Annotated in this window: 17 protein-coding genes and 2 pseudogenes; 13 read left to right on the top strand and 6 right to left on the bottom strand. The window is 67.4% G+C overall.

What is annotated here, in order from left to right; genetic code table 11:
- Positions 1–3: 3 nt before the first annotated feature.
- Positions 4–1,956, bottom strand: coding sequence for a heavy metal translocating P-type ATPase (locus HPC46_RS29010; protein WP_067085859.1), 1,953 nt, complete (start codon positions 1,954–1,956; stop codon positions 4–6).
- Positions 1,953–2,324, bottom strand: a complete 372-nt coding sequence (locus HPC46_RS29005) for an ArsR/SmtB family transcription factor (RefSeq protein ID WP_067085968.1) — start codon at positions 2,322–2,324, stop codon at positions 1,953–1,955. Before HPC46_RS29005 ends, HPC46_RS29010 begins: the two co-directional genes overlap by 4 nt.
- Before the next feature lie 75 nt (positions 2,325–2,399).
- Here HPC46_RS29005 and HPC46_RS29000 point away from each other — a divergent pair, with 75 nt between their 5' ends.
- From HPC46_RS29000 to HPC46_RS28965, 8 genes and pseudogenes are all read left to right on the top strand, one after another.
- On the top strand, positions 2,400–3,068 hold the full coding sequence (locus HPC46_RS29000; protein ID WP_231983399.1) for a methyltransferase family protein: 669 nt from the start codon (positions 2,400–2,402) through the stop codon (positions 3,066–3,068).
- Positions 3,065–3,769: an adenylate/guanylate cyclase domain-containing protein gene (locus HPC46_RS28995; RefSeq protein ID WP_067085869.1), complete on the top strand. Its 705-nt coding sequence runs from the start codon at positions 3,065–3,067 to the stop codon at positions 3,767–3,769. The genes HPC46_RS29000 and HPC46_RS28995 overlap by 4 nt, the downstream gene beginning before the upstream one ends.
- On the top strand, positions 3,766–4,410 hold the full coding sequence (locus tag HPC46_RS28990; RefSeq protein ID WP_067085872.1) for a class I SAM-dependent methyltransferase: 645 nt from the start codon (positions 3,766–3,768) through the stop codon (positions 4,408–4,410). Before HPC46_RS28995 ends, HPC46_RS28990 begins: the two co-directional genes overlap by 4 nt.
- Positions 4,411–5,073: a DsbA family protein gene (locus HPC46_RS28985; RefSeq protein WP_067085874.1), complete on the top strand. Its 663-nt coding sequence runs from the start codon at positions 4,411–4,413 to the stop codon at positions 5,071–5,073. It abuts the gene before it with no gap.
- Between the two features lie 33 nt (positions 5,074–5,106).
- A complete protein-coding gene (locus HPC46_RS28980; protein ID WP_067085876.1) occupies positions 5,107–5,718 on the top strand; it encodes a methyltransferase family protein in 612 nt (203 codons plus the stop codon).
- Positions 5,719–5,738: 20 nt separating this feature from the next.
- On the top strand, positions 5,739–6,377 hold the full coding sequence (locus HPC46_RS28975; protein WP_067085877.1) for a class I SAM-dependent methyltransferase: 639 nt from the start codon (positions 5,739–5,741) through the stop codon (positions 6,375–6,377).
- A gap of 54 nt (positions 6,378–6,431) precedes the next feature.
- A complete protein-coding gene (locus HPC46_RS28970) occupies positions 6,432–6,995 on the top strand; it encodes a hypothetical protein (protein WP_067085879.1) in 564 nt (187 codons plus the stop codon).
- Between the two features lie 84 nt (positions 6,996–7,079).
- Positions 7,080–7,485 (top strand): annotated as a pseudogene (locus HPC46_RS28965) (DUF1942 domain-containing protein).
- Between the two features lie 98 nt (positions 7,486–7,583).
- On the opposite strand, the gene HPC46_RS28960 reads toward HPC46_RS28965, so the two are convergent.
- Complete coding sequence (locus tag HPC46_RS28960; protein ID WP_067085972.1) at positions 7,584–7,943, bottom strand: Rv2640c family ArsR-like transcriptional regulator; 360 nt, start codon at positions 7,941–7,943, stop codon at positions 7,584–7,586.
- Positions 7,944–8,044: 101 nt separating this feature from the next.
- Between HPC46_RS28960 and HPC46_RS28955 the strand changes: the two genes are divergently transcribed.
- The 5 genes from HPC46_RS28955 (at position 8,045) to HPC46_RS28935 (ending at position 11,244) form a co-directional block, all read left to right on the top strand.
- Complete coding sequence (locus HPC46_RS28955) at positions 8,045–8,539, top strand: ArsI/CadI family heavy metal resistance metalloenzyme (protein ID WP_067085884.1); 495 nt, start codon at positions 8,045–8,047, stop codon at positions 8,537–8,539.
- A 104-nt stretch (positions 8,540–8,643) separates the two neighbouring features.
- Positions 8,644–9,021, top strand: a complete 378-nt coding sequence (locus HPC46_RS28950; protein ID WP_067085886.1) for an ArsR/SmtB family transcription factor — start codon at positions 8,644–8,646, stop codon at positions 9,019–9,021.
- Positions 9,018–10,124 carry an ACR3 family arsenite efflux transporter gene (arsB, locus tag HPC46_RS28945; protein WP_067085889.1) on the top strand — a complete coding sequence of 369 codons (1,107 nt, stop codon included), beginning with the start codon at positions 9,018–9,020 and terminating at the stop codon, positions 10,122–10,124. Before HPC46_RS28950 ends, arsB begins: the two co-directional genes overlap by 4 nt.
- 6 nt (positions 10,125–10,130) lie before the next feature.
- Positions 10,131–10,799, top strand: a complete 669-nt coding sequence (locus tag HPC46_RS28940) for an arsenate reductase ArsC (RefSeq protein WP_067085892.1) — start codon at positions 10,131–10,133, stop codon at positions 10,797–10,799.
- Between the two features lie 28 nt (positions 10,800–10,827).
- A complete protein-coding gene (locus tag HPC46_RS28935; RefSeq protein WP_067085895.1) occupies positions 10,828–11,244 on the top strand; it encodes an arsenate-mycothiol transferase ArsC in 417 nt (138 codons plus the stop codon).
- Between the two features lie 125 nt (positions 11,245–11,369).
- On the opposite strand, the gene HPC46_RS28930 is transcribed toward HPC46_RS28935, so the two are convergent.
- The 3 genes and pseudogenes from HPC46_RS28930 to HPC46_RS28920 form a co-directional block, all read right to left on the bottom strand.
- On the bottom strand, positions 11,370–11,750 hold the full coding sequence (locus tag HPC46_RS28930) for a thermonuclease family protein (protein WP_179475583.1): 381 nt from the start codon (positions 11,748–11,750) through the stop codon (positions 11,370–11,372).
- Positions 11,747–12,055 carry a hypothetical protein gene (locus HPC46_RS28925; RefSeq protein ID WP_233716829.1) on the bottom strand — a complete coding sequence of 103 codons (309 nt, stop codon included), beginning with the start codon at positions 12,053–12,055 and terminating at the stop codon, positions 11,747–11,749. The genes HPC46_RS28930 and HPC46_RS28925 overlap by 4 nt, the downstream gene beginning before the upstream one ends.
- Positions 12,056–12,115: 60 nt before the next feature.
- A pseudogene (locus HPC46_RS28920) lies at positions 12,116–13,174 on the bottom strand (hypothetical protein); the annotation flags it as partial.

Below are 13,174 nucleotides of genomic sequence, written 5' to 3'. Positions count from 1 at the left end.
TCGTTAGCCAGTGGCCGCAGCGACCCGAACACCGTCCCGTGCGGCAGCCGTAGCCTCGCCGAGGGGTTTGGTGCGGCCCGCGCGCACTCCGTTGGCGATGACGACGATTTCAGCGAGTTCGTGCACGGCCACGACGGCTGCCAGTCCGAGTACTCCGGTGAGAGCGAGCGGGATGAGTATCGTGATCAGTCCGAGGGATAGGCCGACGTTTTGCAGCATGATGCGCCGGGCGCGCCGCGCGTGGGCGAGGGCTTGGGTGAGGTGGCGCAGGTCTTCACCCATGAGGGCGACGTCAGCGGTTTCGATGGCCACGTCGGTGCCCATCGCCCCCATGGCGATGCCCAGGTCGGCGGTGGCCAGAGCGGGAGCGTCGTTGACCCCGTCACCGACCATGGCGGTCGAAGATTGTTGGCGCAGTTGAGCGATCAGGGTGGCTTTATCTTCGGGTCGCAGGTCGGCATGCACGGCGTCGATCCCGACCTGTGTGGCCAGTGCGGTGGCGGTCGCTGAGTTGTCGCCGGTCAACATCGCCACCCGATACCCGCCGCGGCGCAACGCCGCGACCACCTGGGCGGCTTCGGGGCGCAGTTCGTCGCGCACCGCGATCGCGCCGATCAGCTGGTCGTGGTCTTCGACGAGGACCGCGGTGGCCCCGGCCGCCTGCATGGCCGCGACCTGGTCGGCCAGCGGGCCGGCATCGAGCCAGCCGGGCCGCCCCAGCCGCAACCGGCGGCCATCGCGGTGGCCGGTCAGCCCGGCACCGGTGACCGCCTCGACATCCTCGGCCGGGCGGACCGGGCCATCGGTGGCGGCGAGAATCGCTGCGGCCAAGGGATGTTCGCTGCGCGCCTCCAACCCGGCCGCCACGTCGAGCACCTGTTCGCGGGTGGCGCCGTTGGTGGTGGCCACCTCGATCACTGTAGGCTTGTTGGCGGTCAAGGTGCCGGTCTTATCCAGCGCGATGGTGCGCACCGCGCCGAGGGCTTCCAGCGCGGCCCCGCCTTTGACCAGGACACCGAGCTTGCTGGCCGCGCCGATCGCGGCGACCACGGTCACCGGCACCGAAATCGCCAGGGCACACGGCGACGCCGCCACTAACACGACCAGGGCCCGTTCGATCCACACCAACGGATCACCCAGCACGGACCCGATGGCAGCGATCAGGGCGGCGGCCACCATGATCGCCGGCACCAGGGGTTTGGCGATCCGGTCGGCCAGGCGCTGGGCGTCACCTTTACGGGACTGCTCGGCTTCCACGATCGCCACGATCCGGGCCAGCGAGTTATCCGCGGCGGTGCTGGTGACCTCGACCTCCAGCACGCCGGTGCCGTTGATCGACCCGGCGAACACCTCATCACCGGGCCCGGCTTCCACCGGTACGGATTCGCCGGTGATCGCCGAAACATCCAGGGCGGTGCGCCCCGACACGATGGTGCCGTCGGTGGCCAGGCGTTCGCCGGGTTTGACCAGCATCCGATCGCCGACCCGCAACTCGCTTGGGGTGATGGTGGTTTCGGTGCCGTTGCGCAGGACGGTGGCCTGATCGGGGACCAGGGACAGCAACGCGCGCAGGCCGCGGCGGGTGCGGGCCAGTGAGTATTCTTCGAGGCCCTCGCTGATGGAGAACAGGAACGCCAGCATGGCGGCCTCGCCGACCTCGCCGAGGATCACCGCACCGACGGCGGCGATCGTCATCAGCGTGCCGACCCCGATCTGGCCTTTGGCCAGCCGCCGCAGGGTGGAGGGCACGAACGTCGCAGCCCCGACCGCCAACGCCAGCGCGTACAGGCCGGTCTCGACCGGCCGCGGCCCGTCGGCCCAGCCCACGACGTAGCCGGCCAGCAGCAGCACCCCGGCCGCGGCGGCGGCGCGCAGTTCGCTGACCTCCCAGAGCCGTTCGGGTTCGCGTTCGTCCTCGTCGCGGTCGTCGTTGCCGCAGCCGCACGCCTCGCTCATCGTGTTGCCTTCTTCCGCGTGGTGGGGTGGCCGTAGTTGGGGCACAACGCGACCGCGTTGCCGGTGGCCTCCAGGACCGCTTCGGCGGCGCGAAACATCTCCAACAGTTCCGGGCGGGCCAGTCGGTACACCGAGGCCCGGCCCTGCGGCCGGTAATCGACCAGGCCGCAGTCGCGCAGGCAGGCCAGATGCGCCGACACCGTCGACTGCGCCAACCCCAGCTCGCCGGTCAGATCCACCACCCGGGCCTCACTTACGGCCAGGCGGCGCAGGATCGCCAACCGGGTGCCATCGGACAGGCTGTGAAACAACGCCGTCGCCGCATCCAAGCTCCCGCACACCGGGGCCTCGACCACACCACTTTTCATCGCCACACGACGATGATAGCGTCACACATCATTGATCGGTCAAGCCGGGCAACATCGCCAAGCAACGATGCCGGGGTGGGTTTAGTCAAGCCGGCCGGGAAGGGAGCGTGCGCGATGGCCTATGCGGCGCTGGGCTTGTTTGTGGTGTTGATGCTGGTGATCGGGGCGTGGCGGCGCCGGATTCAGCTGGCCCGCACCGGCGACAGCGGCAACCGGCGCGGTTGGCGCCCCGAGCCGACGCTGGAGTGGTGGGCGCTGGCGGTCGCCGATGTGGGGTATCTGCTGGTGGGGGTCGGGGCACCGGCCGCCGCCCTGGCCGGCCTGTCTGCCCTGGGCGTTTTCGACCGCGGATGGGTGCAGGGGTTCGGGGTCGTGGTCGTGGCCGGCGGGATCGTGCTGACCTTGGTCGCGCAGTTGGGGTTGGGGGCGTCGTGGCGGATCGGGGTCGACGACACCGAAACCACCGAGCTGGTTACCACCGGCCCGTTCGCGTTGGTGCGCAACCCGATCTTCACCGCGCTGCTGGCCACCTTGATCGGCCTGGCTCTGATGGTGGGCAACCTGGTGGCGATCGCCGGGCTGGTGATCGCGGTCGTCGGGATCGAGGTGCAGGTGCGTGGGGTGGAGGAACCCTATCTGCGCCGGGTCCATGGCCGCGCCTACACCGACTACGCCGCTACGGTGGGCCGCTTCCTGCCGTGGATCGGCCGCATCCGCGATCATCAGATGATGCGGGGCCGATGATGTTGCCCGACACCACCATTGACTTCACCACGGTGGAGGTGACGGTGGCCTTCGTCGACTTGGCCGGCTACAGCGTGCTCACCGAGGCCTGCGGCGATCGGGAGGCCGCGTGGTTGGCGGCGCGGCTGGCCGACCTCGCCCACGCCGCCGTCGGGCCCGGGGTGCAGGTGGTGAAGACGATTGGGGATGCGGTCATGCTGGCCGCCGCCACCCCCAGCCAGATGATGGCCACGATCACCGTCCTGGCCGACCGGGTGGCCGCTGCCGACGGATTTCTGCCGATACGGGCCGGCAGCCACCACGGGCCCGCCATCGGTCGCGGCGGCGATTTCTTTGGGCATGCGGTCAATATCGCCGCCCGCATCACCGCCCTGGCCGGCGCCGGCGACGCGGTGGTGACCGACGCGATCGTGCCGGCGGCCACCGGGATCGGGTTGCCCACCACACCGATCGGTGCGCCGGTGCTGCGCAATATCACCACCGCGGTCCCACTGCACCGGATCGCGCTGGCCGCGGCCCGTTATCCGCGTGACCCGGTCTGCGGCATGCGTATCGACCCGGCGACCGCACCCGCTCACCGCCACCACGGCGGCCGGGATTGGTGGTTCTGCTCGGCCGACTGCGCCGACCGATACGCCAGCACCCCACGCCTCTACACATCACCCGCCGCGATCATCACCGGTGAACGGCTGCGGACATGACCGCAGGCTGGAGCCGCAACCGGCTCAAATTCGCTCTCGCGGGGCCGCTGTTCGAAGCCGGTAACCGGTTCATCCCCGGGCGTCCGCACGATCGGCTGGCCCAACTGGTCGCCGACCAGCACCCGCGGCGGGTGCTCGAACTGTGCGGCGGCACCGGGTACGCCGCCCGCCTCCTCGCCGACAAGTCCCCGGCCACACGGGTGGATTCGCTCGACATCTCCCCGGAAATGCTGGCCGTGGGCTGCCGCCGCCTCACCCGCGCGGGGATCGGCACTGTGGTGCTGCATCACGGCGACGCCGCGGCATTACCGTTCGGCGACAGCACTTTCGATGTGGTGATGAGCGTGTTCGGCTGGCACGAACTGCCTACCGAGACCCGCCACCGCGCCCTCGATGAAACCCGCCGCGTGCTACGCCCGGGCGGCCAGGTCATCGCCGTCGACCTCGACCCGCCACCCACCGCCCGCGCCGTCTTCGATCGCTATATGCGGTTCGCCGAGCGACCCCACGCCCGCGACGTGCTGGGCACCGGCCTGGCCGACGCGTTCACCGCCCACGGCCTGACCGTCACCAGCGGCCAGCCCGCCCGCAGCTGGGCCCGACCCTTCCAAATCGTTCACGCCCAGAAAGGGGCATATTGAATGGCGCGCATCAGCCGTATCTTGCTCACCGCGTTCCTCATCGCCGCCATGGCGATCGGTGTGCTGGTCTACCTGTCGGTGCGTGACCGCGGCGCGGCCGGCTCGGCGCTGCCCGACCCCGGCGCGGTGGGGCAGGTGGTGCGCGAAAACAGTCACCGGCTGAACTCGGTGCCCGACAGCCAGGTGACGTTTGTGGAGTTCCTCGACTTCGAATGCGAGGGCTGCCGGGCGGTCTACCCGGCGATCGAACAGGCTCGGGCCGAGTACGGGGACCGGGTGAACTTCGTCATCCGCTACTTCCCGCTGCAAGCCCACGTCAATGCCGAGCGGGCTGCCCGGGCGGTGGAAGCCGCCGCCCAGCAAGGCCACCTGGAGGCGATGTATCGCAAGATGTATGACACCCAGGCGCAATGGGGTGAACAGCGCACCCCGGCCGACGAGGTCTTCCGCGGATTCGCCGCAGAACTCGGCCTCGACCTGGCTGCGTTCGACACCGCCTACGCCGATCCGGCCACCGTGGAACGCATCCAGCTCGACGTCGCCGACGGCCGCGCCCTGGGCGTGCAAGGCACACCGACCTTCTTCCTCAACGACACCCGCATCCAACCCCACAGCTACCAGGACTTGACCAAGGCGCTCGACGACGCCCTCGCCGCCAACTAGCCGCGGCCATTCCGGACGGGAGGTTTCACCCTGATGGCCATCACCGCACTGATCCTCTACATGATCTTCGCTGCCCTGGGGTTCGGGTGGCGCAGCTGGACCCAGTACCGCCACACCGGATCGACCGGATTCCGCGGAATTCACGGCCGCCCCGGATCGCTGGAATGGTTCGCCGGCGCCGGGTTCGTCGCCGCTATCCTCGCCGGCCTGGCCGCGCCGCTGCTGCAACTGCTCGGCATCCTCACCCCCGTTGCGCTCCTGCAGGCCCCAACCATCCAGACGACCGGCACCGTGTTGGCGATCGCGGGGATTGCCGCCACCCTCTACGCCCAACACGACATGGGCCAATCGTGGCGCATCGGCGTCGACCCCAGCGAGACAACCACATTGGTCCGCCATGGGGTGTTCGCGCGGGTGCGCAACCCCATCTTCACCGCCATGCTGATCTTCGCCGCCGGGATCACCCTGATGACACCCAACCCGCTGGCCCTGGCCGCCTTCCTGGTGTTGCTGGTGACCATCGAACTGCAGGTCCGCGTCGTCGAAGAGCCCTACCTCAACACGGCCCACGGCCAGGCCTACCGCGACTACTGTGAAACCGTCGGCCGGTTTGTTCCCCACATCGGACGCATCCGAGACGTCTGACCGCCGACGCGAGGTGACCCATGCCCGCACGGAATGACCGCAGCGCCCGCTGGAACCGGTACTGGGACAAGAAATCCCGCACCTACGACCGCGAGATCGGGTTTTTCGACCGCCACCTGTTCGGCGACTCCCGCCAGTGGGTCTGCAGCCAAGCCACCGGCGACGTCTTGGAGGTCGCCATCGGCACCGGCCTCAACCTGCCCTTCTACCCCGACACCGTCAACCTGACCGGGATCGACTGGAGCGAACACATGCTCGAGCTGGCCCGGCAACGCGCCGCTGAGCTGGGCCACCCCGCCACCCTGCAACACGGTGACGCCCACCAGCTGCGGTTCGACGACGCCAGCTTCGACACTGTGGTGTGCACCTTCGGGCTGTGCGCCATCCCCGACCACACCCAAGCCCTCGCCGAAATGACCCGAGTGCTGCGCCCCGGCGGCCGGCTCATCCTGGCCGATCACATCCGCAGCAACACCACGCCAGTCCGCGCTGTGCAGCGACTGTTGGAGCTGGTCACCGTGCCGCTGGGCGGTGAACACTTCCTGCGCCGACCCCTGCAGCACCTGCGCGCGGCGAACAACCTCGACATCGATCGCGTCGAACGGTTCACCCTCGGGCTGGTCGAACGCGTCGTTGCCCGCAAAACCGCCACCAGCTGACGCACACGGCGGCGGTGTGTTCGAGCCAGGACACTCTCACGAAAGAAGCCGCACATGACCGACATACCTCGACGTGGCGCACTGACCATCCTCGGCGCAGCCGGGGCCGTGGCCGCCTTGGCATATGTGTTGCGCACGACCACCATTCGGATGCCCACCGGCCGAGCCGACGGACCCGGCATGATGGGCGGAGTCTCAGGCACCGACATGGACCGCTACATGACCATGTTCGCCCGCCACACCGAACTGCGACGCACCGTCGAGAACATCCCGGGCGGGATCCGCACCACCACCGAATCCGACGCCCCCGACCTCGTCGCCCAACTGCATGCCCACGTGTCCTCCATGTATGACCACCTCAGCCAAGGCGCCGAGGTGACCTGCATGAGCGCCAGCCTGCCCACCCTGTTCCGCCGAGCCACCGACTACCAACGCCGAATCACCCTGACCCCCAACGGCGTTGATGTCACAGAAACAGCCACCGATCCCGCCCTCACCGACGCCATCCGCGCCCACGCCGCCGAAGTCACCGGCTTCGTCACCGACGGCATGCCCGCCATGATGGGGCCCATGATGGGCGGCGGGATGATGGGCGGTGGCGGAATGATGGGCTCGTAACGGCCCAGCCCAGCCCAGCCCGGCGGGTCAGCCGCCAGGCGCCGCGGACCGTTTCCGACGCACGGTGCATTTGCCACCGCGACGTTGACCGACCTGCACCCGAGCTCCGATCCCGCACCCGGCTATCCGCTAGCCGGGCGGTTGTGGGGAGGCCACGGTATCCGTGCGGGCCGTCAACGGCACAGTAACCCCGGTGATCCCCGGCTTCGAGGCGATGGGGACCGATCACCGCAGCTATCCGGTGTTGTGGCAGCTGGCCAGCCCCGCCGGCATCCCCGCTGCGACGCTCGCCGAGGGCGCCACCGCCACGGGCAAGGTGTATTTCGATGTCACCGGCGCCGACCCCGCCGCGGTGATATACACCCGCGGCGGCGCCCGCCCGGCGATGATGTGGTGCGACATGGCGGCCATGGCGCCGATGATGGCGATGCCGATGGACGACTGCCCCTGCTGCGGTCCTGACTGCGCATGCTGTGCGGGCAAGCCGTGAGAATAGGCCTTCGCCGCGCCACTCGTGACGGCCCGCCGCGGGGCTATTCACCACGGTGACCGCACGCCTCGAAAGCAACCCCGACAGCACCCCTTGGGCTACGTGCAGCAGTTCGGGTCGAGCACCACGCACAGGGCTTGCAGGGCTTCGGGTTTCACCCGGTGAAAAACGTTCATGCCGCGCCGATCGGAGATCACCAGCCCGGCCTTACGCAGCTGCCCGAGGTGATGACTCACGGTGGATTCGGCCAGATCGAGCACCGCGGCCAGATGCCCGCTGGTCTCCTCCCCGGGGCGCGAACTGAACAGCAGCGACATGATCTTCACCCGTACCGGGTCGGCCAGCGCCTTCAGCCGCATCGCCACCTCCAGGGCATCGGCGTCGCTGAGCGGCCCGGCGGCCACCGGGGCGCAGCACACCGGGGCGGACATGTCGATCACGGGCAGCGCTTTGGGCATGACAACCATCCTGCCACAATTCTTGACATATATCGAAAAGGTGGCATTCTGAGCGGGACGCGTCAGTTCGATATATGTCTTATCCCTAGTGGAGGTGGATCATGTCCCGTGTTCAGTTAGCGCTCAACGTCGACGATCTCGACGAGGCGATCACGTTCTACACCAAACTGTTTGGCATTTCCCCGGCCAAGGTGAAGCCCGGTTACGCCAACTTCGCGGTGACCGAGCCGCCGCTGAAGCTGGTGCTGCTGGAAAACCCCGGCAAGGGCGGCACCATCAACCACCTCGGTGTCGAGGTGGAATCCAGCGACAAGGTGCACGCCGAGATCGCCCGACTGACCGGCGAAGGCCTGTTCACCGACGAGGAGATCGGCACCACCTGTTGTTTTGCCACCCAGGACAAGGTCTGGGTCACCGGCCCGGCCGGCGAGAAATGGGAGGTCTACACCGTGCTGGCCGACTCCGAGACGTTCGGCACCAGCCCCCAGCTGCTCGACGGCGGCGAGGCTGACCAGGGTGGTGACGTCTGCTGCGGCGGCACCGCTGCCGCAGCACAGGCCGAGCCCGAAACGGCCAAGACCACGTCCTGCTGCTGACCCCAACCCCCGGCACCAAGGGCCCACCATCGCCATGATGGTGGGCCCTCCGCGATCGACCACCCCGACTTGACGATGGATTCGATGAGTATCAATATTGATGTATGTCGAAATCATCGGTTCAGGTCGACGAGACGTGCTGCCCACCCGGGGCCCTGCTGCGCGAACCCCTCACAGCAGCTGAGTCCATCGATATGGCGGTCAAGCTCAAAGCCCTGGCCGATCCGGTGCGGCTGCAGCTGTTTTCGGCGATCGCCAGCCACGCCGGCGGCGAGGCCTGCGTCTGCGACATCTCGGTCGGGGTGGAGGTCTCCCAGCCCACGGTGAGCCATCACCTCAAAGTCCTGCGCGACGCCGGCCTGCTGACATCTGAGCGTCGAGCGTCGTGGGTGTATTACGCGGTGGTGCCCGATGCGCTGGCCAGCCTGACCGTCCTGCTGGGCGCGACCTCCGTCGACACGGTGGCGGGGGTGCCGGCATGACCGACACCACCACCGCGCCGCCGGTCGTGGGCAAGCTCTCCACCCTGGATCGGTTCCTGCCGGTCTGGATCGGCGCGGCCATGATCGCCGGGCTGCTGCTGGGGCGCTGGATCCCCGGCCTGAACACCGCGCTGGAAAACGTTGCGATCGACGGCATTTCACTGCCCATCGCGCTCGGGTTGTTGATCATGATGTATCCAGTGCTGGCTAAAGTCCGCTACGACCGCCTCGACACCGCCACCGGCGACCGCAAACTGCTGCTCTCCTCACTGGTGTTGAACTGGGTGCTCGGCCCGGCGTTGATGTTCGCCCTGGCCTGGCTGCTGCTACCGGATCTGCCCGAGTACCGCACCGGCCTGATCATCGTCGGGTTGGCCCGCTGCATCGCCATGGTCATCATCTGGAACGACCTGGCCTGCGGGGACCGTGAAGCCGCCGCCGTCCTGGTCGCCTTGAACTCGATCTTCCAGGTCATCATGTTCGCCGTGCTGGGCTGGTTCTACCTCTCCGTGCTGCCCGGCTGGCTCGGCCTGGAGCAGACCACCATCGACACGTCGCCGTGGCAGATCGCCAAATCCGTGCTCATCTTCCTCGGCATCCCACTGGCCGCCGGCTACCTCTCGCGGCGCATCGGCGAACGCACTAAGGGCCGCGACTGGTATGAGTCGAAGTTCTTGCCGCGGATCGGGCCGTGGGCGCTCTACGGGCTGCTGTTCACCATCGTGATTCTCTTTGCCCTGCAAGGTGATCAGATCACCAACCGGCCTTTGGACGTGGCCCGCATCGCGCTACCGCTACTGGCGTATTTCGCCATCATGTGGGGCGGCGGTTACCTCCTCGGCACGCTGCTGGATCTCGGCTACGAGCGGACCACCACGTTGGCGTTCACCGCGGCGGGCAACAACTTCGAACTCGCCATCGCCGTGGCGATCGCCACCTACGGCGCCACCTCCGGACAAGCCCTGGCCGGGGTCGTCGGGCCGCTCATCGAAGTCCCGGTACTGGTCGCCCTGGTCTATGTCTCACTAGCCCTGCGGAAACGGTTCCACCATCACACCTCCCAACACCTGCCCACCACCGGCTCGACGACGAGAACGGAATGATCGACCATGACCGACAGCCCCGTGACCCATCAGCTACGCGGTGACCTTTCCATCGACCAACAACTCGCGCTGAAATCCGCCGCCACCCGGCTGGAATCTGAGTTCGCCGACACGTTCGGCACCGAAACCATCGAACGGTTTCTCTGCTCCTCATATGACCAATTCGCCAGCCGCGCCACCATTCCCAACTTCCTGCCCCTGCTGGCCGAACGATTCGCCCGCCAGCGCCTCCACGCCCTCGCGAGGGTTGAAGGCCACATCAACGACGGCAAACCGACCGTGCTGTTCCTCTGCACGCACAACGCCGGCCGCTCCCAAATGGCCCTGGGGTTCTTCACCCACTACGCCGGCGACAAGGCGATCGCCTGGTCGGGCGGGTCCGAACCCGGCAACGAGATCAACCCTGCCGCCATCGAAGCCATGCGCGAAGTCGGGATCGACATCACCGGTGAATACCCCAAACCCTGGACCGACGAAATCGTCCAGGCCGCCGATGTCGTCATCACCATGGGCTGCGGCGACGCCTGCCCGATCTTCCCCGGAAAACGCTACGAGAACTGGGAACTCCCGGATCCCGCCGGCCAAGGCCTCGACGCCGTACGCCCGATCCGCGACGACATCGACGAACGCGTCCGCCGACTACTGGCCGACCTGAACGTCCCCATCACCCGATAACCCCGAAAACACCAGGGACACACCAACTATGGCAGAGACATCTGTGTTGTTTGTCTGCGTCAGTAACGCCGGAAAATCAGTCATGGCCGCCGGACTCATGCGCCACCTCTCCGCACCCAACATCCACATCGCCTCGGCCGGCACGCACGCCAAGACCGCGGTCAACACCCTCTCGGCGCAGGTGCTGGCCGAAGTCGGCGTCGACATCAGCGGCCATCAGCCCACCCAGCTGACCGACCAGATGCTCGACGATGCCGACCTGGTCGTCATCGTCGGCAGCCAAGCCCACCTCGACAATCACCCCGGCACCCGCATTCAACGCTGGGATACCGACGAACCCTCCCTACGCGGCATCGACGGCATCCAGCGCATGCGAATCATCCGCGACGACATCAACACCCGCGTTCAGGCCCTCGCCGACGAGCTCAGCAGTCAATCGTCCTGACCGAGAAGCAGCGACGACTCCCACCGCACCAAATCAATCGCGGCAACAACGCTCGGGTCATCCGGATCAACACCGTCATCCACGAGCGCTTGGCGCTCCTCAGCATCCACACCCATTCAACTTGACTAGTGCAGATAAGTGCGGCCGTAGCGATCGTGGGCGTCTTGACTTGGATCGGTGACGATGGCAACCCGTTGCCCTGTGAGGGTGGCACGGGCGAACTCGCTGGCCTGCGGACCCCAACAGCCGACACTGTATCCGGGCTTATGCACCTCAGGGCTGTCCACGCCAATTATCCTGATACGCAGACGACCTCGCGTGTCGTCGACGACATCGGCCGTATCACCATCGACCACGCGCAAGACCGTAGCTGACGTGGCGATGTCGGTGTCAGCGTGCGAGGGCGAGGGTGAGCAGGCCGAAGCGATGAGAGTGATCGAGGATGCCGCTGCCGCCAGTGCGGCAGCGGTGCGGGCAGGCGACGGCGCCGCGGCGGTGTCGGTCATGACCGTCCGCTGTAGTGGGCTTCGGCGAGCTGGCCCAGACGCCAAGTGTTCAGGACCGGGTCGCCGGGCTGGACGTCAAGCGGTAGGTAGCCCTGCAACCACCCATCGAGGATGTACTCCCGCAGCACGAAGTCGTCGGGGTCTTCACCGCCCTGCTGCAGGACGCGCACAACAGCGATCGCCCGGTCGAGGTCGGCAGGGGATACGCCGTTGACCTCAGCGGCTTTTCGCACCCCATCGATGTCCTGGCCGTTGACAACCAGTGCGGCCAGCTCGAACGTGTAGGGCCGGTTGGTGACCGCCATCGCCTTCGTGTCCCTTCCGTGAGTGATTCTGGGGTTCACGGTAAGGCGGCTCATGCTTGGTTAGCACCGCGCCAAGGCATCGCTTTCGAGCAGGTTGAGCACTTCGTGATCGCCGCGGGCGGACAGGACCTCGACGACGTCGCCGGGCGTGCAGTCCAGTCCTTCGGCCAGCTCGGTGAGCGGGCCGGCGCTCACCGAGCGTCCGAGCATCTTGGCCAGCCGCGCACGCGGGGGCTCACCGCATGGGATCCGGGTCATGTCGAATGACCTGGTGTCGGTGCGCAGGGCGAGCACGAGCTCATCACCCTCGGTGGCTGCTACGGCGGCGGCCTGGGAACGTAGCGAGCCGAAGCTGGCACCTGTAGTTGAGCTGAGGCGCCAAAAAAGGGTGAGCTCACCGCCGGGCCCGGTGAAGTGCTCGCGTTGGCCCGGGTCGACGCCGGCGGCGTGTGCGACCGGCGGCGGGACATGCCGTCCGGAGCCCCGCAGCAGGTCGCGATCGACGGTCATCACGACGCGAATCTCGTTGGGACCGTGTTGATAGCAGCCACGGGCGGTCCGCAGCGGCGCTACGGGTGGCCATTGGTCGGCATCGGTTCGCCGCCGCGCCATGCCCTTTTCCACGATGAAGGCAAGGGTGGACAGGTAGGTTCGGATGGACGATTCGGCGACGTCGGGATAGTGAGCGAGAATGTCGGCCACGATTGCCGCCACGGGAGCTGCCCCGCCGGCGGCATCAATGCGTTGACCAATTGCGCTCACGACGCCGTTGTACTCATCGAGGCCCCACCCGCGAAGCCCCCAGGTGTACCGGCTAGCGCGGACGAATCGGTCATCGACGGAGAGGGTATTACCGAGGCTGGACACCACACTGGTACCAGCGGACTGCAGAGCCCGGCCCAGGGTTTCGACCGTCACCGGAGAGTCGAGGACTCGCAGCATCGCTTCGGCCTTGTTTCCGGCGCCGGATTCCGGCCAGTGCACCCAGACATGGTCAAGTCCAGGGGCGTGGTGTACGACGTCGTCGTGTGATTCTTCGATGTGATGGTTCAGGCGGTCAGTGCCGCGGGGGTGGCCTCCTGTTCGGTCGGTGAGCTCTGATCGGCTCGGGATTTGCTG

This window comes from Mycolicibacterium vinylchloridicum (assembly GCF_013404075.1).
GTDB classification, from domain to species: domain Bacteria; phylum Actinomycetota; class Actinomycetes; order Mycobacteriales; family Mycobacteriaceae; genus Mycobacterium; species Mycobacterium vinylchloridicum.
The sequence above is the reverse complement of the archived record's forward strand: the minus strand, read 5'-3'. Positions and strand labels throughout refer to the sequence as shown.